The organism is Bacillus cereus group sp. BfR-BA-01360, from assembly GCF_022663595.1.
GTDB classification, from domain to species: Bacteria; Bacillota; Bacilli; order Bacillales; family Bacillaceae_G; genus Bacillus_A; species Bacillus_A cytotoxicus.
In genome coordinates, this window is the sequence record NZ_JAKUFV010000001.1 from 300,096 (window position 1) to 325,869 (window position 25,774).

The window sequence follows — 25,774 nt, forward strand, 5'->3', positions numbered from 1 at the left end:
GAGAAATCTCTGTCAATTCCTTTTCAATGATTCATTCTTAAAAAAGAACGACTTATCCTATGATAAGTCGTTTCATCTTCCATGCTGAATCTTACCGATTTCCAGAATAATTTCCTCATCTTTCTTTCCTTCCGTATCAATTCCAAGCTGTTTTGCATGCTCGATTAATAACTCATGTCTCTTTTCATATCTTGCTTTACTTAATTCTTCTTGAATTTCCTGCTCACTCTTCCCTTCAACTGATACCCCTAATTTCTCAGCAATTTTCCCTCTATTTTCCTTCTGATTTCCTTTCGTTTCTATGCTCTTTTGTTTCGTTTGATCTGGCGTCGCAGCAAAAGCTGTGTAAATTCCTGCACTTCCAACTAAAATAAATAAGGCTGTAAAAAGAAATAGTTTTTTCTTCATTTCTCTCCTCCTCTCGAAATTCATTATAACGAACAAATTCATCATAATAAAACTTTCTCCTTTATTTTCTATAAAAAATAATCCCTATTTTTATTGACATACAAGATCTATATGTGTTAAAAATTTAACTAACATCATATGAATTCGGCGTTGATAGGACTTAGTAGTATTTCGTTTCTTGATTACAGAGAGCTAGTGGTCGGTGCAAACTAGTACAGAGCGAATTATGAATTACCCCCTGGAGCTTCTTTTACGAAACATTTGGAGTAGTAAAAGACGGTAAATAGACCGTTACTTCTACAGAGTGGTGAAATAAATCATTTCACAATTTAGGGTGGTACCGCGAGTTTTTCGTCCCTGCATATTTTGCAGGGGCGTTTTTTATTTTTGATGGTGCGTTTTTCTCCCTTATTTTGTGTTATCTTTTTTTCACAAGCTAGGGTGGTACCGCGAGTTTTTTTCGTCCCTGCATATTTTGCAGGGGCGTTTTTTTTATGCTATCAAACACTCACTCGGTATTTGTCAAAAAATTCTAACATTTTAGAAGGAAATATATAATATTGGCGAATTTTAATTAAAAAAGAATGTTTTTCATTTATTAGGAGGGGCAAACAATGGTTTCAAAAATTGAATCAGTTCTTTTAACAGTTCTAATCTTTTTCTGTATCGGTTTTAGCGTTATTAAACTAGAGACATCACCACATATTCCTATTTTATTTGGCATTATTGTGTTATTAGCGTTCGGATTTATGAAAAAGATTTCGTGGTCTACTATGGAAAAAGGTATGATAAGTAGTATTTCAGCGGGCATTCCATCTATTTTTATTTTCTTACTCGTTGGTGTTTTAATTAGCGTTTGGATTGCAGCTGGAACAATTCCAACATTAATGGTATACGGATTTGGACTCGTATCACCTAAGGTCTTCATCCCAACGGTATTTGTCGTTTGTGCAATTGTTGGAACAAGTATTGGTAGTGCTTTTACAACAGCCGCAACAGTCGGACTTGCATTTATGGGAATGGGTACTGCTCTTGGCTATGACGCAGCACTGATCGCAGGAGCAATTATTTCTGGAGCTTTCTTCGGTGATAAAATGTCACCTTTATCAGACACAACAAATTTAGCTCCAGCTGTAACTGGGGTAGACTTATTCGAGCATATTCGCAACATGCTTTGGACGACAATTCCTGCTTTTATCATTGCCTTTATCGCCTTCTTTATTTTAGGAAAAGGCTCTGCAGGAGATGTTGATTTTTCTAACTTTATAAATGTTCTAGAGAAAAATACAACCATTTCAATTGTGACACTTATTCCTATTTTGTTGCTCTTCATATTTGCTTTTAAAAGGGTACCGGCCGTTCCAACATTACTTGCTGGTATTGTCGCAGGTATTATCATTCTCTTTCTTTTCAAACCAAGTACCTCACTTGCTGATTTAATGAAAATTATGCAAGAAGGTTATGTTTCTAAGACGGGAATAAAAGACATTGACAGCTTATTATCCCGCGGTGGTTTACAAAGTATGATGATGTCCATTGCCCTTATTTTTCTAGCTCTTTCTATGGGCGGCTTACTACAAGGTATGGGCATTATTACACAATTAATGAACATGATTTCTCATTTCGTCAAAACGAGTACACGTTTAATTATTTCTACTGCTTCAACAGCAATCGGCGTCAATTTCTTACTCGGTGAACAATATTTATCCATCGTTTTAACAGGCCAAGCATTTGCTAATAAATATGATGAAGTAGGCTTAAAGCGTCGCAATTTATCAAGGGTGTTAGAAGATGCTGGTACAGTTATTAATCCGCTTGTACCTTGGAGCGTAAGTGGTGTATTCTTGGCAAATGTGCTCAGCGTTCCCACAATAGATTACGTTCCATACTCCATCTTCTGCCTAGCATGTCCAATTATCACGATTATCGTTGGCTTTACAGGATTGGGTCTTTCTTGGAAGAAAGAAAAATCTGTGACAATTTCTTAAGTAAAAAGAGGATTACCACGTCGGTAACCCTCTTTTACTTATCTATTTGCTTTCTTTCTTCTAAATAACATGAACATACCTGCTCCAATAAAAGCAAGTCCTGCCCCAATTGTTGAAAAAACATTTGCTCCCGTTTTTGGAAGATCTCGTTCTATTTTATTTGTTTCTTTATCTTCGCTTACATTTGTAGTTGTTACATCTTCATTTTTATTGATAGCGTCTGCTGTTGCCTGATCTCCATTATTTCCTTTATCTGCTACTGGTGGTACCGGCTTCTCTTCTTTATTTCCTTCATCCGCTACTGGTGGTACCGGCTTCTCTTCTTCCTTCTTGTTCGTTAAGTCAATTGCATATTTTGCAAATTCATTTTCCGATGGACCAACATAAGAAATGTTTCCATCTTTCGTAATATACTTTTGTGCATTTGGCGAAGAATCAAATGTAATATTTAACTTTTCAGCATTGATTGGCTTAAATGACCAGTTTTGATCTGCCGCTGGATTAATAACTGGCGTCTCTTGCATATATTTCACAATAATTTGACGCGTTTCATCTTGTGATTGATACACCACTTCCCCTTTATTTACACCAGGGAATGTTTGACTGCTACCACGATAGTTATTTGTAGCAACAATAAATTCTTGTTCTTCTGTTACCGGTTTTCCGTCATATGTCATATTGATAATGCGATTTGCAGTTGGATGTACCACTTTTCCGTCTTTATCGTACTTCGCTGGTTGTGTAACATCAATTTCATATTTCAGGCCATCTAAAATATCAAAATTATATGTAGGATAGCTTACATTAACAAGTGATTGTTCTTCAGATTTAGCTGGGTCAATTTGATTAAACTGCCCTGCCGACATTTCAAGCCATTCTTTTACTTGTGCACCATTTACTTTCACAGCATATAACGTATTCGGATATACATATAAATCGGCTACGTTTTTAATAGCTAGAGTACCCGCTGGAATATCTGTATAATATGTCGCACCATTTCTTCCCCCTGCCTTAAATGGTGCACCTGCCGATAATATAGGAATGCCTTTATACTTGCTATATTGTCCATTTTCAGCAAACAACTTTTCTACATACCATTTCTGCGCCTGTGTCACAAGTTGGACCGATGGATCGTCTTGCACAAGTGAAAAATAACTATTAATTGGCGCTGTTGTTTTCCCAACAGGTGTATTAACATATTGAATCGTCGCTTCGTGTTCCTCCTTAATCTCGTCAACTAACCTTTGGTCAGATTTAACTAATGCGTTTCCTTTACTATCTGCAATAGCGCGAACTGTTGGAACAGATTTATCCTTTTGAACTTGCCACTTACCATCTACTTTTTTCAGCTGCATATCAATAACGCCTAAGTTGCTACCGAACACACCTGGCATTACAACAGGTACACCGTTAAATGTATCTGTGACTACTGTATGTGAGTGTCCCATCAACACTGCATCAACACCAGGAACTTCTGTTAAATAAAATGAAGCGTTTTCCATCCCTGTATTGTAACCGCTTTTATCCACACCAGAGTGCGCTAGCGCAACGATAATATCTGCACCTTCTGCTTTCATTTTTGGAACCATTTTCTTAGCTGTTTGGACGATATCTTTCGCTTTTACTTTTCCTTCTAAATTCGCCTTATCCCAGTTCATAATTTGTGGTGGTACAAATCCCATTACCCCAATCTTCACCTTATGCTTTTGACCGGATTCATCTTCTACTTCTTTTTCAAAAATATGATATGGCTTAAAGTAATTTTCATCATTTTCTTCATTATCATCATGGTCATCTTTATACACATTTGAATTCACAACTGGAAATTCAGTCTTACTAATTGCTTTCTTTAAATAATCTAAGCCATAGTTAAACTCATGATTTCCTAAAGAAATGACGTCATACTTCATTAAATTCATTACACGATATAATGGATGTATATAATTCCCATCCAACCCTTTTTGCGCTACATAGTCCCCAAGCGGTGTTCCTTGTATCGCATCTCCGTCATCAAATAAAACAGAGTTTTTTACTTCTTCACGCGCTTGATTGACAAGTGTTGCCGTTTGAACAAGCCCTACTTTATTATCTGTTTTCGTTTGATAATAATCATAATTCATTAAGTTCACATGAATATCAGATGTTTCTAAAATTCGTAAATGAACTGTGCTCTCCTCTGTCTGTCCTTCCGCATGAGCAGTGGTTGGTACTACTTGCGGGGCTATAACACCTAATGCAAGCGTTGCTCCAGCTAACACCTTCTTTGATTTTTTCACAAAAAATCCCCCTTATAAAATTGTCCCAAATACAATAAGCTTGTAATACCTTTCTCTCTTTTTTCTTCTTAATAGAGCGATATGTCGTCACTTATCTGACATTATCATATCGAACATACTTTCATATCGTCAATAATTTTTGACATACTTCTACAAATTTTCTGGAAAGTTATTGTAAACTTTTCATAAAAATATAATATATCCTTCCATTGCTTATACTGTTCAATATGATACAATTACCAATTACAAGGAGGATAAATTTATGAAAAAAGTCATCTTCATTATTGTTTGTCTCCTCCTTCTAATCATTTCTTATTCATACTTTGAAAAGAACGATGAGACAATTCAAAAGGAAAATAGAGGAAAAACAACAGAAACATCTCCCCCTCATTGGATTGATAAACAAACAAATGATTCATTTTATCATCTTGTACTAGGCGATTCGCTTGCCAAAGGATATGGTTCTACTCAAGGAGGATTTGCAGAATTGGCTTCCAAACAAATTGAAGAACAAATCCATAAGCCGATCCATGTAGAAAACCTTGGTGTAAACGGTCTTACAACAGATCGTCTCATCAAAAAGATGCAGTCAGAAAATGTACAGCAAAAAATGAAAGAAGCACATATAATTACGATTAATATTGGAGGAAATAATTTATTTCGTCTCAAGCGCGATGTAGGTGTTATAGATGGTATAAAAATGTTAAACAGAGAAAAAGCACGGTTTGAAGCGGATGTAAAAACAATTGTGAAGACAGTTCGATCGCTGAATCCAAATGCTTTACTCATTCTCTCTGAACTCTACAACCCTTTGCAACTTGACGATTCTATCGCCTCGTATGCAGATATGTTTTTAGATGGTTGGAATGATTCTGTTTACTCCATTTCAAAATCGAATCCACCGTCCATTGTTGTACCGATTCGAAAGTTAATATCAAATGATAAAAAAGAATTGCTCTATGATCAAGTACATCCAAATGACAAAGGCTATGAAGTTATCGCAAATATATTTACAAAGCAAGTATTGTCCTATAAATATTAAGGTAGCTCCAAACAATCCTATTTTTATACGATACCTTTTTTGTTACAATAATCATGGAAGGAGGCCTTTATATGGAATCACGCGAGTGGGAACGTATTGTTGATCATCTTCTTTCGTTAGTGCCTCTTTTTTATCGCAAATTTATGCTTCCTGGAGAATTTCCTTCTCAAAGGCACATGCCAGCATCTCATACACAGGTGTTATTGCTATTACATGAACACGGTACATTAACAGTATCAGAAATTGGAAAGCGTTTAGCGATTTCAAGGCCCAATATGACACCTCTATTAAATAAATTAATTCAAGAGGAATTGATAGAGCGTCATTATAGCGAAAAAGATCGACGGGTCATATTAATTTCTCTTACATCTGAAGGGAAATTAATGGTAAGTCAATATCAGCAATTTATTTTAAACAAACTAAAAGAAAATTTTCAAACATTATCTAAAGAAGAGCGCGACCAACTCATTCACTCTCTTCAAACGATTCAAAATTTAATTTTGAAAACAAATGTATAAAGCTGCTTCAGAAAGAAGCAGCTTTATGATTCATAATAGTTACCATAATATACATTTGAATATGGCCAAGTTGTTAAATACGGCCTTAGTTCCTGAGAAGGCTGTTCATACTGATACGGTAGCTGCCTTATAAAAGCGGGATAATAATATACATATGAATCGATTGGATTCCCATAGTAATCGTACATCTAATCCCCTCCTTTTCTTACACATATTCACATTGGAAAATGAATGTGACACTCTTTCGAACAAAACGAGCTTACATGTTTTGTTCCTTATTTGTTCGATTATTTCCCCTTTAACATACTTTATATTTTTTTAAAATGACACAAAAACCCTCCCATGCTAGGAAGGTTCTTTCATGTTCTCGAATATACTTACTAGTAAAGCCTTCTGAGCATGCAAACGATTCTCCGCTTGCGTAAAAACAATCGAGTGCATACCATCGATGATTTCACTCGTCACTTCTTCCCCGCGGTGTGCAGGTAAACAATGTAAAAAACGATATGTCTTCTTTGCATATTGGACAAGTTCACAATTGATTTGAAATGGCTGAAATATTACCTTTTTTTCTTGAGCGCCTTCTTGCCCCATACTCATCCAAACATCAGTATAAACAAAATCAGCTTCTGCTACTGCTAGCTGTGGGGCATGGAAAAATTCAAGTTTTGCTCCAGTCTCTTCAGCAATTTCTAATGCTTTTTGTATCATTCTCCCGTTTGGCTCATAACCTCTTGGTGTTGCGACTGCCAGATCCATTCCTACTTTTGCACTCGCTACTAATAAAGAATGGCATACGTTATTTCCATCACCTATATAAGCTAGTTTTATGCCTTTAAATGTACGAACTTCTTCATAAATTGTCATTAAGTCGGCCAGTGCTTGACATGGATGGTGGTCATCTGTTAATCCATTAATAACAGGAATGTTAGCCTTTTTTGCAAGTTCTTCAACATCTGCATGTGAAAAGGTACGAATCATAATCCCATCAATATATTTTGATAAAACTTTTGCCGTATCAGCAATACTTTCCCCTCGTCCAAGTTGCATGTCTTTCCCACTTAAAAACATTCCATGTCCACCGAGTTGCATCATTCCTGCTTCAAAGGAGACACGTGTACGTGTAGACTGTTTATCAAAAATGAGCCCTAATATTTTTCCCTTTAAAAAAGGTTCATGTTTATTCTTTTTTAAATATATGGCAAACTTAATTACAGAAATGATTTCTTCTTGCGTTAATTCTTCCAAAGTTAATACATGTTTCGTTTGTAATTTCGGCACTTGTACAATTGACATCGTATTTCCCCCTTATATAGATGGTAATATTTTTGTACAGATTACTTTTTTGATCATGTATATGGCTTGTTCTAACTCTTCCTTTGTAACAATGAGTGGTGGTAATAACCGTAACACATTGGAGCCAGCTTGCAGTGCAAGAAGTCCTTCTTTTTCTAATTGTTCAATATAAGATGAGACATTCTTTTTACAAGAAATCCCAACCATAAGTCCTCGCCCGCGAATAGCACAAATGTCTTCAACGTGTAACAACTCTTGTTTCAACCTTTGCAAGAAATACGCGCCTTTTTCTTTGACCTCTTGTAAAAATGATGGTTGTTTTGCAAGTTGTAATACTGCTTTGGCAGCAGCCATTGCAATATAATTCCCGCCAAATGTTGAACCATGTGTTCCTGCTGTAAAAGCCACCGCTAACTCTTCTCTTCCTATCATGGCCCCAACTGGAATTCCATTTCCTAATGCTTTTGCCACTGTTACAATATCAGGAGATAGACCTGTCTGTTCATAAGCGAACAATGTACCTGTTCTCCCTATTCCCGTCTGTACCTCATCAATAATACAAAGCGCTCCATATTCTTTACATAACTTTTCAATTTCTTGCAAGAAGTCGCAATGAGCCAGTAAAACACCACCTTCTCCTTGAACAATTTCAACCAAAATTGCGGCTACATCTTGATTCATCGCTTCTCTAAGAGCAGCTATATCATTGAAAGGAAGATGTAAAAATGATGGAAGAAGTGGTCCAAATCCTTCTTTTACCTTTTCTTGTCCTGTTGCACTCATCGTTCCAAATGTTCGACCATGAAAAGACTGCTGAAATGTTAAAACAAGAGATTTCCCTGTATATTTACGCGCAATTTTCAATGCTGCTTCATTCGCCTCAGCACCGCTATTACAGAAAAATACATATTTTAATTCTCTATCTTCCGTTAACAATCTTGCTACATCTTCTTGAATAGAATGCGAGAAAAGATTAGATATGTGCCACATTTCGTGTAGTTGTTTCGTTACATTTTCGATAAGATTTGGGTGACAATGTCCTAAATTGCAGACGGCAATTCCAGACGTAAAATCTAAGTATTCTTTTCCGCTTCTGTCCATTACTTTCGTACCAATTCCTTTTACTATTTCTATTTCACGCCTTGTATATGTCGGAAAAATCAAACTATTCATACTGCAACCTCCCCCTTGTTACTGTTGTTCCAATCCATTCACCGGTTAATCCAATAAAATTTTTTGTACCATTGACAATGCTTACACTTTGAATCCCCATTCTTAACGCAACAAGTGCAGCCTGTACTTTTGGAATCATTCCACCTGTAATAATCTCTTTCTCTATCATGTCAAGAATTTCTATCTCATCTGTTTTCTTAACTAATTTCCCTTCGTACAGTAATCCATCAACATCTGTTATAAAAATAAGTTCTTTTACTCTAAGTGCCGCTGCAATTCCAGCAGCTGCTATATCTGCATTTATGTTGTACACTTGCTCCTCCCCTATCCCTATTGGAGCAATAATTGGAATATAATTCAAATTAAGCACTCCTTCTAGCAAGGAACTCTCAACTTTACTCACTTCTCCCACATAACCAATCTTCTTATTCAGTGGCTTCGCCTGAAGCAACTTTCCATCGCAACCAGAAATTCCAATTGCAGGTAATCCATACCTTTGAAAATTCTGTACTAAATTTTTATTTGTACTGCCGCATAAAACCATTTGAACCACTTCCATAACTTCTTGTGAAGTTACTCGTAAACCGTGTTTCTTTTCAATTGGAATTTGAAGTTTTTTTAATATTTTATCAATATCAGGTCCTCCGCCATGAACAATAACAATGCGATACTTTCTTTTCAATTTCTCTATACAATGAAAAAAGGTGCTATCCAAACGTTCTAACATACTTCCACCGCATTTTATTACAATGCACTCGTTCATCTTTTTTCTCCCCTTATGTACGATAACAAGCATTTATTTTGACGTAATCGTAACTTAAATCACACCCCCATGCAGTCCCTTTTTCTTCTCCTAAATGCAGATGCACATCAATGATAATTTCATCCTTTTGTAATTGGTGTTCCATTTCTTCTTCTGAAAATTCTTGCGGCTCACTCTCTCGTAGTACAGCGATAGATTGTACTGCAATATCGACAGTAGTAGGTTCAATCTTTATCCCGCATTGACCAATTGCACTAATGATACGTCCCCAATTTGGATCTTCACCATACATTGCTGTCTTGACAAGACTGGATCTTACAATTTGTTTGGCAATCTGCCTTCCTTCTTCTTCCGTTCGCGCCCCGCAAACATTTACTTCTACTAATTTAGTAGCTCCCTCTCCGTCTTTGGCAATTTGCTTTGCTAAATCCTCACAAACGTTCTGCAATGCAATGACAAATTTATTCCACTCTGGATGATTTTTGTGAATCGATGTCATTTCTACGAGTCCACTTGCCATAACAATGACCATGTCATTAGTCGAAGTATCTCCATCAACAGTAATTTGATTAAAAGTTCGATTTGTTACTTCTGATAACGCTGCTTGTAATGATTCACGTTCTATTTTTGCATCTGTTGTAATAAAACTAAGCATGGTTGCCATATTAGGATGTATCATTCCTGATCCTTTTGCTGCTCCTGAAATTGTTACTTTTTTTCCTTCAATCATGAATTGATAACTAGATCGTTTTTCTATAAGATCTGTTGTTAAGATTGCTTCATAAAAAGACTCTGCAATTTCTTTCTCTTTCATCGGTACAAGTGCTGAAATACCCGTTCGAATGACTTCCATCGGTAAATGTATTCCAATTACTCCCGTTGAAGCTACAGCTACATCACTTTCCTTTATAGAAAATTGTTTCGCTGTCAGCGCGCGCATTTCATACGCATCTTCTAGCCCTTTCATACCCGTACAAGCATTTGCATTTCCGCTATTTACAATAATTACTTGTAATGTTCCATCCACCCCGATACTTTCTTTCGTCACTTGTACTGGGGCAGCTTGAATCTGATTTGTTGTATAAACAGCAGCGCAAATTGCTGGTACATCACATACAATTACTCCAAGGTCTTTTTTCTCTTTTTTCAACCCCGCTTTGATTCCAATTGCTGAGAAGCCTTGCGGTGAGACGATGGAACCATTTTGAACTTTTATAAGACAGTCTGTTTGAATCAACTCTCTCCCTCCTTATGGATACATTGGTATATATTGCAATCCTGTTTTCTCATCTAGCCTCGCTACTAAATTTGCATTTTGAACAGCTTGCCCTGCCGCCCCCTTCATCATATTGTCAATCACAGCAACTACCGTAATTCTTTTCGTTCTTTCATCATAACCAATGCCGATGTCACAATAATTTGATCCTCTTACTTCTTTTATACTTGGGAATTCTCCATACGGGCGAATACGGACAAAATAAGCATTTTTATAAATATTTGTATACAAATTATGAAGTTCTTCTATTTGTACATATTTCCTTATTTTTGCATAAAGAGTAACCATAATCCCTCGTGATACTGGTATTAAGTGTGTACTAAATGTAATTGGCTTCGCTTGTTCATTCCAGCCAATTAACATTTGTTCAATTTCTGGAATATGCTGATGCTCATTCACCTTATAAATATGGAGATTATCGTATAGTTCCGGAAAATGAGCTGCATGAGTCGGTGTTTTTCCAGCACCTGATACCCCCGATTTAGCATCAATAATTATCGAATTTTCCTCAATGATTTTATTTCGCATCAGCGGTGCTATAGCTAATAAAGTTGCTGTAGCAAAACAACCAGGATTTGCAACTAACTTCGCTTGTTGAATCTCGTCTCTTTTCCACTCACTTAATCCATACACTGCTTGTTGAAGAAACTCCTCACTTGCAGCAGGCTTTTTATACCACATTTCATATATAGAAGGATTCACCATTCGAAAATCACCAGACAAATCGATTACTTTTAAGCCTGCTTTTAACAAAAGAGGGGTTAGCTTGACAGAAACGCCTGCTGGTGTTGCTAAAAAAACAAGATCTGCTTCTTTCTTAATCGATTCCACATCGATTTCTTGCAATGTATACACGAGAAAACGACGTAAATGTGGATATGAACTCGTTATATGCTCTCCTACTTGTGAAAAGGAGTGTATAGATACAATAGAAAAATACGGATGTTGTTGTAATAACCGTATTAACTCGATTCCTCCGTACCCTGTTGCTCCAATAATTGCAACTTTCATATTTTCCTCCTTATATAGATTATTGAAATTAAGTATGATTATAATATTGTATATTTATAGAGTCAATTAAATATTTATTATTTTTAAAAATTAAAAAACCTTAATTTTACTAATAAAACGATATCTAATGTGAATTTTTATACAAAATATTATATGCTAGTATTTTTCATATACTTCAAGTACAATGAAAGCAATATATGGATACATGTGAGTGAGGATAAACATGAATAAAAAATTAATCGAGAAGATGATGATAAAAAGTTTTGGGCAATATCAATGTAATCCTATTTCAAAAGAAGATGAGGAAATGTTAATTCAAAGCATCCAAACGATGATTGGTTCAGATCCTGATATTGATGTATACGAAGCAGTTGAAGATATTGTTTATGACTATATTACCGGAAAATAAAAATAGGAGATTTCATATAGAAATCTCCTATTTTTTACTTAATGATTTACCTGCAATTCGTTCAAATAAACCTGGGGATAATGCAAAAAGCTTTGGACCAATTCCCATCCATTTTGGCAAATTTACTTCTCTTTTTTTCGTATGCATTGCCTTTACAATCTGCCCAGCTACATATGTTGGTTTTAACATGTAACGCCCCATATTTTTTACATATGTACCTGATTGATCAGCGGTGTCAAAAAAGTTCGTATCAATTGGTCCTGGGTTAATTGCTGTTACAGAAATATTCGTATTGGAAAGTTCCATGCGCAAACTATTTGTAAATCCTAATACCGCATGCTTTGTAGCAGCATAAGCACTGGATTTTGGTGTTGCAATTTTCCCTGCTAATGAAGCAATATTAATGATTTGCCCTTCATTTCGCTCTACCATATGAGGTAAAACCGCCTTAGTACAAGCGACTAATCCGAATACGTTCACTTGAAACATACCTTTCACTTCGTGCATAGAAGCATCCTCAAAAGTTTTAAAAATACCAAACCCAGCATTGTTTACGAGTATGTCAATCTGTCCAATATCTTGCAATACTCGTGCAAATACAGTTTCGACCGCATTCTCATCACTCACATCCAATAGATAATAGTAACACGGCGTATGATACGTCGTTTTTATCTTGTTCATTAATTTCTTTAATTTCTCTTCTGTTCGAGCCATCAAAACGGGAATTGCTCCTTGCTCTGCCACCTGCATTGCAATTTGCTCTCCAATCCCGCTGGAAGCACCTGTAATGACGATTACTTGTTCTTGTAAACGTCCTGTCATTGCTGTCACCTACTTTGCATAATAAATCAATTGTGGCAAGGATTCATCAATCATTACTTGTTGATTATATGCTAAAAAGTCTAATTGTCCAACCGTTTCTGAAAGCGTAAGTGGCAATTGCTCTTTATATAATACAGGAAATAGCTTCACACATATTTCAAAAGCTGTCATCGGTTTCTCTTTTAATAATTCTAATACTTTCAAAGCTCGTGTTTCTTGTTTTTGTAATCGACTCTCGATTAGCTCCTTCACATTTACAATATCTTCTCCATGTCCAGATAAGATACGTGAAAGATTCATTTCGCTTAATCGTCTTAACGTTTGATTATATTGTAATAAAGGCCTTGCTCTTTCTGATTCTCCCTCATATGGTGGTTCTAATATTGGATTAGAAGAAATATGACGAATTAAAGCATCTCCACCAATTAGTAATCCATCACGTTCCCTGTACAAAGAAATATGTGTAGAAGCATGCCCAGGTGTTTCAATCACTTGAAATTCAGGCAAAGCATCAATACAGTCGCCTTCTCTTACCGTATGAGTTAATGATCTTTTACAAGAATATTGAAGTGTTTTCTTCGTTAGTAATCCTTCATGATTTAAAAATGCCTCTGGTACACCGAATTGTCGCGCAGCCTCCTTAAAAAATTGTTGATAACGCTTTAAAAATTGAGGATTTTGTGTAATCCAAGGTTCATTCCAAGGATGCCCAACAACATTGGCATGAGCTGAAAAAATGTTTAAAAGCCCACAATGATCAGCATGATGATGTGTAATGACCACTGTTTCAATATCATCTATTTTGTATCCTAGAACGCCTAGCTGGTATTCTAAAGATTTCCTAGCGTTCTCTGTATTGGTCCCCGTATCAATTAATGTTAATGTCTCCCCCTCAACTAAAAACACATTTACAGTTTCAACTGCAAATGGAACAGGAATCTCCATTCGGTGAATCTTTACCATGTTTATGCCCCCTGTCTCTCCGCTTCAAAATGAACCTCTCTTCAGTTTACAACTTTCATGAAATTTTGTCATTATTTTCAGATAAAAAGAAGGGATTTTCTAGCTTAGAGCGAATCTATGTACATTCATTAAAAATAAAGGGGGCACATCATGTCCATTCAAAATATTTCCTTTTTAGGAGCTGGTTCTATCGCTGAAGCAATTATTTCTGGTCTATTAGATGCAAATATAGTAAGCGCAAAACAAATTACTGTCAGTAACCGCTCAAATGAAGCAAGATTACAAGAGTTACATACAAAATATGGTATAAAGGGAACACATGATAAACAAGCATTACTCACAAACGCAAACATTCTCTTTCTTGCAATGAAGCCAAAAGATATAGTAGAAGCGATTGTACCGCTTAAAAAGTATATAACAAATACGCATCTCGTAATCTCATTACTAGCAGGTGTTTCCACTCACTCGATTGCTAAGCTTCTTCAAAAAAATGTCCCAATCATCCGTGCCATGCCAAATACATCAGCTGCTATTTTAAAATCTGCAACAGCAATCTCTCCATCTATACACGCAACAAAGCATCACATCGATATCGCCAAGTCTTTATTCGAAACAATTGGTATTGTTTCAGTAGTGAAAGAAGAAGATATGCATGCTGTTACTGCATTATCTGGAAGTGGTCCTGCGTATATATATTATGTAGTGGAAGCAATGGAAGAAGCTGCAAAACAAATCGGTTTAGAAGAATCTACAGCAAAATCGCTTATTTTACAAACAATGATTGGAGCTGCTGAGATGCTTAAAAATAATACGAAACATCCTTCTATTTTGCGAAAAGAAATTACTTCTCCTGGCGGAACAACAGAAGCTGGTATTGAAGTGCTTCAAAGTTTCGATTTCCAGAAGGCTCTCATCTCTTGTATTACAGAAGCCACAAGACGATCGCAAGACCTTGGTAAAACACTGGATCAACTACCAAAAAAATAAGAAAAAGCGGAGCTTAAAAATAAACTTGAGCTCCGCTTTTCTATCTTATATTATTTCTTTCCAAAAATCGCTTCTTGTAAACGGCGTCCTGTCGGTGTTGCTGCGAGTCCACCTTCGGCCGTTTCACGAAGTGCAACTGGCATTGTTTGGCCAATTCGAAACATCGCTTCAATCACTTCGTCACACGGAATCATGCTTGTCACACCAGCCAATGACAAGTCCGCTGCAATCATCGCATTGGAAGCACCTGCTGCATTCCGCTTTACACATGGCACTTCTACTAGTCCGGCAACAGGATCACATACTAATCCCAACATATTTTTCAAGGCGATTGCCATTGCTGTAGCAGCTTGTTCTGGTGTCCCGCCTGCCATTTCAACAGCTGCCGCTGCTGCCATACCACTTGCCGATCCAACTTCAGCTTGGCACCCTCCAGCTGCACCTGAAATACATGCATTATTCGCAACAACCATTCCAAATGCTCCTGCTGTAAATAAAAATTCAATCATTTCTTCACGTGTTGGTTGTAACTTTTCTTTCAATGCAAAAAGTACACCTGGAACTGTTCCAGCAGACCCAGCTGTTGGTGTTGCACAAATAATTCCCATCGCCGCATTGACTTCATTTGTTGCAACAGCTTTGCTCACTGCATCTAAAATCGTATGTCCCGATAGACCTTTTCCGCTCTTTATATACTCTTGTACCTTCACAGCATCACCTCCTGTTAAACCAGTTGGTGATTTCACACCGCGAATTCCTCGTTCTACTGCTTGCTCCATTACTACTAAATTCTTTTCCATTCCAGCGATTACTTCTTCACGAGAAATTCTTCTTGTTTCCATTTCACATTGAATCATGATTTCTGCAATTTTTACATTTTGTTCTTTAGCTTGCGCCACTAGTTCCGCTGCATTCCGAAACATGGTGTGTCCCCCCTGCAATTAGTCCATAATCGTTACTTGACAAATATTAGATTGTTCTTTTATCTCTTCAATCACTTCATTTTCCAATGCCTCATCTGTTTCAATAACCATAAGCGCTTTTCTTCCTTTTTCCTTACGTGAAACGCTCATTGTACTAATATTAATTTCATGCTTTGCAAGTATAGAAGCTACAGATGCAATGGCTCCAAAACGGTCGTTATTCACAATGAGAAGCGCAGGACTCGTTCCAGATAGTTGTAAATCAAATCCATTTAATTCAACAACTTCAATCTTCCCGCCACCAATTGAACAAGCCACCACTTCAATTTCTTCTTCACCTTTGTATAAACGAATTCGAGCGGTATTCGGATGCGGTGCATTCGCTTCTTCTTCAATAAAGTCAATTTCAATTCCGCGCTCCTTTGCAATCTCTAGCGAATTAGGAATTCTTACATCGTCGGTTTCAAAGCCAAGAATTCCTCCAATTAGCGCTACATCTGTTCCGTGACCACGGTATGTCTTAGCAAATGAACCGTATAAAGAAATAATAATTCTTTCTGGTTCTTGTCGAAAAAGCTGACGAGCAACTTGCCCCATTCTTGCTGCGCCTGCTGTATGTGAACTTGATGGCCCAATCATAACTGGACCGATAATATCGAATACTGAGCGATACTTCATCATAATTCCCCCTAAGCATCTATGAAAAATGATTTACTACTATTCTATTAAGCTGCTGCATCTGTTGCTTTCCCAGCCGTACCACGAATTTGTTCCGCTGTACGAATTGGATAGTTTTTAAATAAAAGTGAACCAATATAACCTGATATAAGACCAGATACCATAATACATAAGAAACATATCGTTACTTTCATAGGATCATTAAACCCATACATCACCATCAGACCAGCAATTGGTGTTGCCGTCCCTGTAGCGTTATTTACAAGTTCGAACATTGAAATAATAATCCCCGCTACTGCACCACCGATAAAGTTCGTTACATACACTGGAATTGGATTTGCAGAAATTAAATCTGCTTGTGTTAATGGTTCAATTGCTACCGCAATTGTCGTACGTTTATCCCCAAACTTCATTCGTTTAAAGAATACATAGTTCATAAAAGAAGAACTCGTGACCGCAAGTGCCCCTATTGCCATTGGCAATCCTGTTAATCCAAGAAGTGCAGTTAATGCCATTGAACTCAGTGGTGCTGTTGCAACAACTGTAATAATACCACCTAAAATAATTCCCATAATAATTGGATTCGCATTCGTTGACGACGTAATAACCCCGCCAATTTGCTTTAATGTTGCTGTTACAATCGGATCCATCCCTTGTGCAATAAGTCTTGTTAATGGTGCTGCAATAACAATACAGGCAATTAAATCTAATCCTTCTGGCACACGTTTTTCAATTTGTTTTACTAAAAATGATATAAGATAACCAGCGATAAACCCTGGTAACAATCCAAACTTTAACACAGAAGCCCCGACAAGCATAGCATAAACAGGTGATACACCCATCGCTAATGCAACAAGTGTTGCACCCGCAACCCCTCCTAGGTTACCAGATGATTTCCCAACTTCTTTCAAAAAGTCAATTCCTAGTAGATCTCCACCAACATATAATTGAAATGCTTCAACTAAGAAACTCGCAACAGCGGCGCTTGCTAAAGCTCCCATTGCTTTCATACCATTTGGTGCTTTAAAACTAAAGAGTGAGAAAAGACTTAATACAAATAGTAATAGTACAGTTCCTTTAATAATCTCCATGTTGCCCTCTCCTTTAGTCAATTTCGTTTCGTTACGAAAAATGGCTAAAATGCACGATGTAACTCACGATAAATTGTGATTTGCCCTCATTATAGCTCGTTTTTTTTGAAACGCTTACTTTTGTTGAATTTTTAAATTTCTGAATTGGTGTTAATCTCTTTTTATTGTATCAATTATATATCTAATTATTTATATAACAGTTTTTCAAATCGAATAACATTCTGCACTTCTTTACAGAATATCCTAACATTTTAACATCACTGTACCATATAATAAAACTATTTAATGATAACAGCTTTACCAATATATAGATTAAAAAAATTTTTTCAAAATGAAACAATGGCAATTTTTTATTGCCATTGTTTGAAAAATGTTATCTTTCTACTGGAAATGACTTCAAGTCCATCGCTATTTCTGTATGGGCAAATACAGCTTTTGCTTCTCGCAACAACTCCTTATACATATCGCCTTGATAACGTGAACTAATATGTGTCAATATTAAACGCTTCACGTTTGCTTCTAGGGCAATGCGTGCCGCCTGCTCAGTTGTGGAATGAAAATAATCATGAGCCTGGGTTTGATCCGCTGCTGCAAATGTCGCCTCATGTACAAGTACATCAGCATCTTGGGCAAGAATTCTACTCGCATCACAATAACGAGTATCTCCTAAAATGGTAATAATTCTTCCTTTTTGCGGAGGCCCAATAAAGTCCTTCCCATCTAACACTCTTCCGTCTTCTAATTCAACAATCTCTCCATCTTTTAAACGTTTAAAAATCGGACCTGGTTTCACATTAGCTTCTCGTAACTTCTCTACAAGAAGAGGGCCTTGTATATCTTTCTCAACAATTCGGTATCCAAAACATTCAATCCCATGTGACAGTCTCTTTGTTTCGACATAAAATTGTTTGTCTTCAAAGACAATACCCTCTTCAGTAATTTCTACAATTTCAAGCGGGTATTTCACATGTGTTGTACTCACGGATAAAGCCACTTCAATAAACTGTTCAATTCCTTTTGGGCCATATACCGTTAACGGCGTTGTTCCTCCTTGAAAAGAACGACTTCCTAATAAACCTGGTAATCCAAAAATATGATCGCCATGTAAATGCGTAATAAATATTTTTTCAATCCGACGTGGACGTACAGATGTATGTAAAATTTGATGTTGCGTTGCTTCACCACAATCAAATAGCCATGTCCCTCCCCTTTCTTCCAATAACTGCAAAGCGATAGCTGAAACATTTCTTCCTTTTGAAGGAACACCTGCACCAGTTCCTAAAAACACAAATTCCACTTTCTTTCCTCCAGCTCTTTATATAGTCTATCTTTCATCTTACGGAATGTTATGTAAAATGGCAAATGTAATCTCCTTAACAAGCTATCTAGACATCTATATAATACGAACAATAAGAAATAAAATTTTGTAAATTGTTCGTGTTTTATGATAAAATAATTGTATAAAAAATAAAGGGAGCGTCTTATTATGAAAGAAGTATTTCGTTTACAAACTGATTTTTCGTCTTCATTTGATCGTTGGGTAAGCTCATTTGTTTCTAATTATCCGACCCAGCTGAAATGGTCAACTTTAAAGGAATTAATCCATGAATATACATCATCGCATACGAATCAAACGGTACCGGAATACATCTCTTCCTCTATCACATATTATGCACAACGTATTTCAACAGCAAACAATACAGAGATTATTATTTATACAAATCCTACAATCTCATAATCTCTAAAGTAAGAAAGCACCCAAATAGGTGCTTCCTTACTCATTTCATATACCCATTTCCTGTTATATATATTTCTCAGTCAAATCATCAAAGGACATCCTATTCTCTTCTGCCCCATTTATCAACTATTCATATCATTTCCCATCCACTCTATAAAAAATATGTCCGTTTCAATATGAATAATAAATCTCCTATTGGTCATTTTAAAAACATACTACCATGAAGGAGGAAGAGCCATGAAAAAGCTTAAAATATGTTCCATTATTTCACTAGCAACCATCTCACTCTTTGGCTGTGCTGGAAATCAAAAAGATAACGCTTTAGATAATCGAGATCACGATAACATTCGAAATGTTAGATACGAAGGAAATCAAACAGATCTTCAAAGGGGAAGAAATGTTCCAAATGATATAACAAATAATGACACACGACTGCACATAGCCAATAAGGCAGCAGACCGCATTGTGGAGCTAAAAGAAATCGACACAGCAAATGTAATTGTTACAAATAGAAACGCCTACGTTGCTGTTGTTTTACGAGATCATGTAAAAGGGGAACTCACAAGAGAATTAGAAAAAAGAGTTGCTGATCAAGTAAGAGCAATTGATCCAAATATTCGTTATGTCTTTGTTTCTTCAAACCCTGATTTCGTTAATCGCATGAGAGATTATGCTGCCAAAATTGATCAAGGGAAACCCGTAAGAGGACTAATTGAGGAATTTAATGAAACGGTTCGAAGAGTATTTCCAAACTCTCGCTAAAGAAAAAAGTGTCATGATGCTTATATGTAATCATGGCACTTTCTATAGAAATTTATTTTCTAATCTTTGTTGGAACGATTTCTCTTGTTTGCGTAACAATTGACTCCCTCGTTGTAACAGCGGCGTTCCATACTTATCATTAATTTGTTCGATAACGGCTAATAACGGCTCTTCTTTTGCATCTTGCTCAAATGAGAATAAATCTAATTGCTTGACCGATTCCGTTTTCCATTCTAGTTCAGTCGCTGTAACACCGAGTAAACGAATAGAATCACCATTCCAATGCTGTTTCCATAAACGAGAAGCTGCTTGAAATATATCGCGCTCTTCCCAAACTGCATTTTTTAATTGTTTACTTCGCGTGATTGTACGCCTATCATAATATTTAATTATAATTTGAATATTGTAGCTAACGAGCGTACGTTTTTGTAATCTACTGCTTACCGATTTTGATAATTTCTTCAGCATATCAAGCAATTCCTTCTCTTCATCCATATCCTTTGAAAAAGTCATTGAATTTCCAACGCTTTTATGTTGCCCCATTTGATTTGGATCAACCTTTCGATCATCGATACCTTTTGCCCGTTTTTGTAAGTCAACACCATGCTTTCCAAGCTTCGCACGAATAATATGTTCGTCTCCCTTTGCTAACTGTTCAATCGTATATATATGAATTTCATTTAATTTCTCTGCTGTTTTCTTCCCAATTCCATGCATACTTTCAACGGAACGTGGCCAAAGCATGTACGGAATATCTCGCTTGCGCAGCACTGTAATACCGAGCGGCTTTTGCATATCAGAAGCTGTTTTCGCAAGAAAGAGATTTGGTGCTATCCCGATGCTACATGGAAGTTGCAATTCTGTTACTAATGTCTGTTGAATCATTTTTGCAATTTCAATTGGCGTACCAAGCGCATAGCAATCTGTAATGTCTAAATATCCTTCATCTATCGATACCGGTTGGATTTTCTCTGTGAAACGAGAGAGAATTTGAAACATTTGAAAAGAAGCTTCTCGATATAATGTAAAATTCGGCTGCTTCACAATTAAATGGGGACATAACTTCTTTGCTTCCCAAAGTTGCATCGTTGTACGTATCCCGTATTCTCTCGCTTCATAGCTGCATGTCACAATAATTCCTTTTCGCTCTTTTTCATTTCCTGCAATTGCTAGCGTTTTTCCTTTTAACGATGGATCATGTGCAATTTCAACCGATGCGAAAAAACAATTCATGTCAACATGTAAAATAACATGTCCATTTTTCGGATACATTTCTCGCATATTATCCACCTCACAAAGAACATTTGTTCTTTTATTATATCAGATTTATTTACAATAGTGGTATGGTCTCGTAAAAATTTGTTCTTTTTTCTATCTCTTATCCATAACTATACTAAAAAAGAAATAACAATAAAAAACGTGCAAACCCATGACGGATTTACACGTTGTTTGATTGTTATTTTGCTACTTCTTCAATAATAGCAACAACTAATTCAGCTGTTTTTGTAAGTTCTTCAACAGGAATTTTTTCGTTTGTTGTATGAATTTCCTCATACCCTACTGCTAAGTTCACGGTTGGGATACCATGTCCAGCAATTACATTTGCATCACTTCCGCCACCACTTTGATGAAGAGATGGTGTACGGCCAATTTTTTCAGCTGCACGTTTTGCTACTTCTACGACATGATCGCCATCAGCAAATTTAAACCCTGGATACATGACTTTTACTTCTACTTCTGCTTGACCACCCATTTCTTGTGCAGTAGTTTCAAATGCTTCTTTCATTTTCGCAACTTGTGCTTGCATTTTTTCTTCTACTAGAGAACGTGCTTCCGCAAAAATTTGCACATGGTCACAAACGATATTTGTTTGTGTTCCCCCTTCGAACCGACCGATATTTGCAGTTGTTTCAGAATCAATGCGTCCAAGTGGCATTTTGGCAATTGCTTTTGCTGCAATTGTAATAGCAGATACGCCTTTTTCTGGCGCTACACCAGCATGTGCTGTTTTCCCACGAATAATTGCATTTACTTTTGCTTGCGTTGGCGCTGCGACTACAATTTCACCAACTTTTCCATCGCTATCTAACGCATAACCATATTTCGCTGTAATGCGTTCGCGTTCTAATGCTTTTGCACCGACAAGACCTGATTCTTCACCAACTGTAATAATAAACTCAATTTTCCCATGCGGAATATTCTTTTCTTTTAAAACGCGGATTGCTTCAAACATCGCTGCTAATCCCGCTTTATCATCTGACCCTAAAATTGTAGTACCATCAGATACAATATACCCATCTTTAATAGAAGGTTTAATTCCTTTTCCCGGAACTACTGTATCCATATGAGAAGTAAAATAAATTGTATCTACGTCTTCTTTTGTTGCTGGTAACGTACAAATTAGATTACCTGCCCCATGTCCCGTTGCATCCATTGTATCGTCTTCAAATACTTCAACACCTAAAGCGGTAAATTTCTCTGTTAACACTTTGCAAATTTCCGCCTCAAATTTCGTTTCAGAATCTACTTGTACTAATTCCATAAATTCATTGACTAAACGTTCTTGATTAATCATAAAACTGCGCCTCCTGCACTACCATTATGTATGTACACTATTCATTATAACAGAATTTCGCGAAATTTTCGAAATACATGACAAAAAACAGATGGTTCGTACATCTATATAACCATCTGTTTACTTTGACTCATTTAAAAGAACCCATCGCATATGATCTTCCCACACTCCATTGACCATTAACATTTTTCGAGATACACCTTCATATTGAAATCCAAGTTTTGTGACAACTTGAATCGATGCTAAATTTCGAGGCATAATTGGCGCTTCGATTCGATGTAAACGAGCTTCTTGAAAAGCTACCTCAATTGCCTTTCTAAGTGCTTCTGTTGTATATCCTTTATTCAATTCATCCTTATCTAACTTATAGCCAAGAACACATGATTGATAAACACCTCTCACAATTAAATTGAACGAAATACAGCCAATAATATTTGTATCATCCTCTTTTTTAAATATCCATAGCCGGATCATTTTCCCCTCTGCTACTTCTTTTCTATCTTTTTTAAGTCGCTTTATTTGATACTCTAATGTAAAAAAATCATCTGGTCTATATTCTTCCCATGCTTTTAAAAAGTCGCGATTTTTGTCGTAATATTGAAGAACTTGCTTTGCATACGACTCGTCAATTTCCCTTAATTGTAAACGCTCTGTTTCATATATTTTCATCATCGTATCTCCATTCTTCAGCTTACAAAACTGTTAAAAGTCACCGTAAAAAGTATTCCCTTACTTTGTTATATTCTCTATGTATCGCAAATTTTCCTGTTATCTTCCTAGACACTTCCCAAACTTTGTCTTTCCCCTTGTCCCCTCTTTCGTTTCTCGTTACAATAAACTTGTAATGACTGCAAGGAGGCCCATTATGAATAAAAAAGCACAAAAAATTATGGTATATATCATGCTTATTTCCATGCTTGTAACAACACTGCTTGCTGGTGCAAGTATGTTTTGGTAAAAAGTGTACATTTACTTTTTTATATTTTATTCTGCTATTGGTGAGCAACAGGACTCTCGCTAATTAAAGTTACACTTTATCTCTATTAATAAAGTGTAACTTTAATCAGTGGGGGTTTTCTTCATCCCCCACTGATTATGAGCCCTCACCAATCGCGCTGCCCTAAAATAGCGGGATAAAAACAAGGCTGTATATTCTCATAGAAAATAACAGCCTTGTTTCATGAAACAAAATAGATATCTACTTGATTACTAACAAAATTGCTACAATACTAAATGAAAACATCATCATAAGAGCCATCACAAAACTTGTATACTGTTTTTGCTGAAATGCTCCAACTACAAATGTTAAATTTAACAATGCCATAAATAGAATAGATACGAAAAAATTGCATATATTAAAAATCGTTAATATAAAAGTAATAATAAATAGAAAACCAATTAAAAATTGCGCGTACGAAATCTTTGACTTCACATACATATAAGCAATTCCTTTCTTCCTACCTTTATATATTTTCATTAACGCATGAACATGCACACATGCTAATCATATAAGGTAAATGTAAAGAACATTTACCTTATATGATTGACTCTCTCTAGCGAATCGCTCCTTTTTCTTTCGCCAGCTGCGAGAAGGATTTCTTCGATTTGACAATCCATACTTTTGTTCCGATTGGAACACGATCAAATAAATACTCCACATCATGTTTCTTCATCCGAATACATCCTTGTGAAATATATTTCCCAATCGAACTCGGTTGATTTGTACCATGAATACCATATTTGCTTCCATCGGTTCCTCTTGCATTAAATCCCATCCACCTTGATCCAAGTGGATTTTTTGGTGATCCTCCTGGAATATTTTTCGCAATATAGTAAGGATTTTTTGCTTTCATCACAATATCAAATGTTCCCTCTGGTGTGAGTTCATTTGTTTTTCCAGTTGCAATAGGAAACATATTTTGAATTTTCCCATCGTTAATATACGCAAGTTTATTGTTCTCTTTATTTACAATAATGAAAGGATCACCAACTCGCGGATTATCACCAAGGGGCCAAATGGGGGAAAGGGAAAAAAGTAATAATAACGAGATAAGAAATGGCATATGCAATTCCTGCCTCCTTATATAAGTTCTTTTATATTATCCTTTCCTTTAAATCGGCTTTTAATGAGTAAATATTGTTCCATTTCATATACGAGTTGAAAAAGTTTCGCACGTATTTCAAATTCCTCACGTGTCTCTGGAAGAGGCATGTCTCGAAACAATTCGCGCATCTCTTGAAGCTGTCTAAGTGATATTAACCCTGTACTTTCAGGACGAATCGAATTCCCAACATTTTCAATCACTTCTGCAATCATTTCCGCTTGTTCGTAAGACCAAGATAATGAAGCGGCAAGCGGCATAATTCTCTCTAAAATTTCAAATTGCTGAAAGCGCATATCGAAATATCGATAATAATAATCATCTTCTCGCATAAATTGATTTTCTAACTTTTTGAACGATACATCCTTCGCTCGTTTCAAGATTTCCTCTGTTTCAATTAATTCTTTTCCCGACCACGTACTCTCTCGATTGCGTAAGTATGCTGCTATCTCAAATAAAATCGTTTTAAAATTCGATTCTACTTGCTCTTGATATTCCTTTAATTTCTTTTCTGCACTCGGCATATACATATTCACTAATAAAGCGACACTAATTCCAATCGTTAACACAGCAACTTCATTTCCAATCGCTGACCAAGTAATATGTTTTAATGAATAGAGGTGCATAACAATAACGGAACTTGTCACAATTCCTTCTTGAATCTTACACATAACTGCTGTTGGAATAAAAGTAAGCAACAATAAACTAATAGCAAGTGGTGTATAACCAATTGTCTCAAAAATACAAAATGAAAATGCCATCGATAATACACATGCTAAAAAACGATGTAACGATACTTGTAATGATTTTCGCTTTGTATTTTGTACACATAAAATCACTAAAATCCCTGCTGAACTATAAAACTCTAATCCAAAAAGCTGAGCAACAAAGACAGCGATTCCTGTTCCAACTGCTGTTTTTACTGTACGATATCCGATTTTAAACATATTATTGCTCCTATATGTATAAACGT

The 25,774-nt window shown here is 36.2% G+C and carries 28 protein-coding genes and 1 other annotated feature; of the genes, 8 read left to right on the forward strand and 20 right to left on the reverse strand.

Annotation, left to right across the window (positions count from 1 at the left end; genetic code table 11):
- Positions 1-72 precede the first annotated feature (72 nt).
- Positions 73-432 (reverse strand): hypothetical protein, encoded by a 360-nt coding sequence (locus MR056_RS01570; protein ID WP_081428439.1) that lies wholly within the window; start codon positions 430-432, stop codon positions 73-75.
- A 117-nt stretch (positions 433-549) separates the two neighbouring features.
- Positions 550-770 (forward strand) — a binding site (T-box leader).
- Positions 771-1,022: 252 nt separating this feature from the next.
- On the opposite strand from MR056_RS01570, the gene nhaC reads away from it, so the two are divergent.
- Complete coding sequence (gene nhaC, locus MR056_RS01575; RefSeq protein WP_087099079.1) at positions 1,023-2,396, forward strand: Na+/H+ antiporter NhaC; 1,374 nt, start codon at positions 1,023-1,025, stop codon at positions 2,394-2,396.
- A 38-nt stretch (positions 2,397-2,434) separates the two neighbouring features.
- Here the strand turns inward: nhaC and cpdB are convergent, their stop codons facing one another.
- Complete coding sequence (gene cpdB, locus MR056_RS01580) at positions 2,435-4,672, reverse strand: bifunctional 2',3'-cyclic-nucleotide 2'-phosphodiesterase/3'-nucleotidase (RefSeq protein ID WP_087099081.1); 2,238 nt, start codon at positions 4,670-4,672, stop codon at positions 2,435-2,437.
- Between the two features lie 262 nt (positions 4,673-4,934).
- On the opposite strand from cpdB, the gene MR056_RS01585 reads away from it, so the two are divergent.
- Positions 4,935-5,714: a GDSL-type esterase/lipase family protein gene (locus tag MR056_RS01585; protein ID WP_087095317.1), complete on the forward strand. Its 780-nt coding sequence runs from the start codon at positions 4,935-4,937 to the stop codon at positions 5,712-5,714.
- 71 nt (positions 5,715-5,785) lie between these two features.
- The gene (locus MR056_RS01590) at positions 5,786-6,232 is read left to right on the forward strand and encodes a MarR family winged helix-turn-helix transcriptional regulator (protein ID WP_012095282.1); all 447 of its coding nucleotides are present in this window, start codon (positions 5,786-5,788) and stop codon (positions 6,230-6,232) included.
- A 23-nt stretch (positions 6,233-6,255) separates the two neighbouring features.
- On the opposite strand, the gene MR056_RS01595 is transcribed toward MR056_RS01590, so the two are convergent.
- From MR056_RS01595 to argC, 6 genes are all read right to left on the reverse strand, one after another.
- Entirely contained in the window at positions 6,256-6,420 is a 165-nt protein-coding gene (locus MR056_RS01595; RefSeq protein ID WP_012095283.1) for a hypothetical protein, read from the reverse strand.
- A 157-nt stretch (positions 6,421-6,577) separates the two neighbouring features.
- Complete coding sequence (argF, locus tag MR056_RS01600) at positions 6,578-7,528, reverse strand: ornithine carbamoyltransferase (RefSeq protein ID WP_087095318.1); 951 nt, start codon at positions 7,526-7,528, stop codon at positions 6,578-6,580.
- A 12-nt stretch (positions 7,529-7,540) separates the two neighbouring features.
- Positions 7,541-8,701: an acetylornithine transaminase gene (locus MR056_RS01605; RefSeq protein WP_087095319.1), complete on the reverse strand. Its 1,161-nt coding sequence runs from the start codon at positions 8,699-8,701 to the stop codon at positions 7,541-7,543.
- On the reverse strand, positions 8,694-9,464 hold the full coding sequence (argB, locus tag MR056_RS01610; protein ID WP_012095286.1) for an acetylglutamate kinase: 771 nt from the start codon (positions 9,462-9,464) through the stop codon (positions 8,694-8,696). The genes MR056_RS01605 and argB overlap by 8 nt, the downstream gene beginning before the upstream one ends.
- A 13-nt stretch (positions 9,465-9,477) precedes the next feature.
- The gene (gene argJ / locus MR056_RS01615; protein ID WP_087099083.1) at positions 9,478-10,701 is read right to left on the reverse strand and encodes a bifunctional glutamate N-acetyltransferase/amino-acid acetyltransferase ArgJ; all 1,224 of its coding nucleotides are present in this window, start codon (positions 10,699-10,701) and stop codon (positions 9,478-9,480) included.
- Positions 10,702-10,713: 12 nt separating this feature from the next.
- A complete protein-coding gene (gene argC, locus MR056_RS01620; RefSeq protein ID WP_087095320.1) occupies positions 10,714-11,751 on the reverse strand; it encodes an N-acetyl-gamma-glutamyl-phosphate reductase in 1,038 nt (345 codons plus the stop codon).
- Between the two features lie 223 nt (positions 11,752-11,974).
- Here argC and MR056_RS01625 point away from each other — a divergent pair, with 223 nt between their 5' ends.
- The gene (locus MR056_RS01625; protein ID WP_012095290.1) at positions 11,975-12,160 is read left to right on the forward strand and encodes a YqzH family protein; all 186 of its coding nucleotides are present in this window, start codon (positions 11,975-11,977) and stop codon (positions 12,158-12,160) included.
- A gap of 27 nt (positions 12,161-12,187) precedes the next feature.
- On the opposite strand, the gene MR056_RS01630 is transcribed toward MR056_RS01625, so the two are convergent.
- Complete coding sequence (locus MR056_RS01630) at positions 12,188-12,982, reverse strand: SDR family oxidoreductase (RefSeq protein WP_012095291.1); 795 nt, start codon at positions 12,980-12,982, stop codon at positions 12,188-12,190.
- A 9-nt stretch (positions 12,983-12,991) separates the two neighbouring features.
- The gene (locus tag MR056_RS01635; RefSeq protein WP_087095321.1) at positions 12,992-13,945 is read right to left on the reverse strand and encodes an MBL fold metallo-hydrolase; all 954 of its coding nucleotides are present in this window, start codon (positions 13,943-13,945) and stop codon (positions 12,992-12,994) included.
- A 150-nt stretch (positions 13,946-14,095) separates the two neighbouring features.
- Between MR056_RS01635 and proI the strand changes: the two genes are divergently transcribed.
- Entirely contained in the window at positions 14,096-14,932 is an 837-nt protein-coding gene (proI, locus tag MR056_RS01640) for a pyrroline-5-carboxylate reductase ProI (protein ID WP_012095293.1), read from the forward strand.
- 50 nt (positions 14,933-14,982) lie between these two features.
- On the opposite strand, the gene sdaAA is transcribed toward proI, so the two are convergent.
- The 4 genes from sdaAA to rnz form a co-directional block, all read right to left on the reverse strand.
- Entirely contained in the window at positions 14,983-15,855 is an 873-nt protein-coding gene (gene sdaAA, locus MR056_RS01645) for an L-serine ammonia-lyase, iron-sulfur-dependent, subunit alpha (RefSeq protein ID WP_012095294.1), read from the reverse strand.
- Positions 15,856-15,873: 18 nt separating this feature from the next.
- The gene (sdaAB, locus tag MR056_RS01650) at positions 15,874-16,533 is read right to left on the reverse strand and encodes an L-serine ammonia-lyase, iron-sulfur-dependent subunit beta (RefSeq protein WP_041809998.1); all 660 of its coding nucleotides are present in this window, start codon (positions 16,531-16,533) and stop codon (positions 15,874-15,876) included.
- Between the two features lie 47 nt (positions 16,534-16,580).
- Positions 16,581-17,624: a PTS sugar transporter subunit IIC gene (locus MR056_RS01655; RefSeq protein ID WP_012095296.1), complete on the reverse strand. Its 1,044-nt coding sequence runs from the start codon at positions 17,622-17,624 to the stop codon at positions 16,581-16,583.
- A gap of 373 nt (positions 17,625-17,997) precedes the next feature.
- Positions 17,998-18,921 carry a ribonuclease Z gene (gene rnz / locus MR056_RS01660; RefSeq protein WP_012095297.1) on the reverse strand — a complete coding sequence of 308 codons (924 nt, stop codon included), beginning with the start codon at positions 18,919-18,921 and terminating at the stop codon, positions 17,998-18,000.
- A gap of 189 nt (positions 18,922-19,110) precedes the next feature.
- Between rnz and MR056_RS01665 the strand changes: the two genes are divergently transcribed.
- Together MR056_RS01665 and MR056_RS01670 are read left to right on the forward strand one after the other, a co-directional pair.
- Positions 19,111-19,362 (forward strand): DUF3932 family protein, encoded by a 252-nt coding sequence (locus MR056_RS01665; protein ID WP_012095298.1) that lies wholly within the window; start codon positions 19,111-19,113, stop codon positions 19,360-19,362.
- Between the two features lie 237 nt (positions 19,363-19,599).
- Positions 19,600-20,124: a YhcN/YlaJ family sporulation lipoprotein gene (locus MR056_RS01670; protein ID WP_048721704.1), complete on the forward strand. Its 525-nt coding sequence runs from the start codon at positions 19,600-19,602 to the stop codon at positions 20,122-20,124.
- Positions 20,125-20,166: 42 nt separating this feature from the next.
- On the opposite strand, the gene MR056_RS01675 is transcribed toward MR056_RS01670, so the two are convergent.
- From MR056_RS01675 to MR056_RS01685, 3 genes are all read right to left on the reverse strand, one after another.
- Entirely contained in the window at positions 20,167-21,405 is a 1,239-nt protein-coding gene (locus MR056_RS01675; RefSeq protein ID WP_087099085.1) for a DNA polymerase IV, read from the reverse strand.
- A 175-nt stretch (positions 21,406-21,580) separates the two neighbouring features.
- Positions 21,581-22,699 (reverse strand): tripeptidase T, encoded by a 1,119-nt coding sequence (locus MR056_RS01680; RefSeq protein WP_012095301.1) that lies wholly within the window; start codon positions 22,697-22,699, stop codon positions 21,581-21,583.
- 120 nt (positions 22,700-22,819) lie between these two features.
- Positions 22,820-23,368 (reverse strand): GNAT family N-acetyltransferase, encoded by a 549-nt coding sequence (locus MR056_RS01685; protein ID WP_041810000.1) that lies wholly within the window; start codon positions 23,366-23,368, stop codon positions 22,820-22,822.
- Positions 23,369-23,564: 196 nt separating this feature from the next.
- On the opposite strand from MR056_RS01685, the gene prli42 reads away from it, so the two are divergent.
- Positions 23,565-23,657: a stressosome-associated protein Prli42 gene (prli42, locus tag MR056_RS01690; protein WP_087095325.1), complete on the forward strand. Its 93-nt coding sequence runs from the start codon at positions 23,565-23,567 to the stop codon at positions 23,655-23,657.
- Between the two features lie 240 nt (positions 23,658-23,897).
- On the opposite strand, the gene MR056_RS01695 is transcribed toward prli42, so the two are convergent.
- The 3 genes from MR056_RS01695 to MR056_RS01705 all read right to left on the reverse strand — a co-directional run bounded on the left by MR056_RS01695 (position 23,898) and on the right by MR056_RS01705 (position 25,748).
- The gene (locus tag MR056_RS01695) at positions 23,898-24,137 is read right to left on the reverse strand and encodes a DUF3894 domain-containing protein (protein ID WP_012095304.1); all 240 of its coding nucleotides are present in this window, start codon (positions 24,135-24,137) and stop codon (positions 23,898-23,900) included.
- 115 nt (positions 24,138-24,252) lie between these two features.
- Positions 24,253-24,762: a L,D-transpeptidase gene (locus MR056_RS01700; RefSeq protein ID WP_012095305.1), complete on the reverse strand. Its 510-nt coding sequence runs from the start codon at positions 24,760-24,762 to the stop codon at positions 24,253-24,255.
- Between the two features lie 17 nt (positions 24,763-24,779).
- Positions 24,780-25,748: an aromatic acid exporter family protein gene (locus MR056_RS01705; RefSeq protein ID WP_012095306.1), complete on the reverse strand. Its 969-nt coding sequence runs from the start codon at positions 25,746-25,748 to the stop codon at positions 24,780-24,782.
- Between the last annotated feature and the right edge of the window lie 26 nt (positions 25,749-25,774).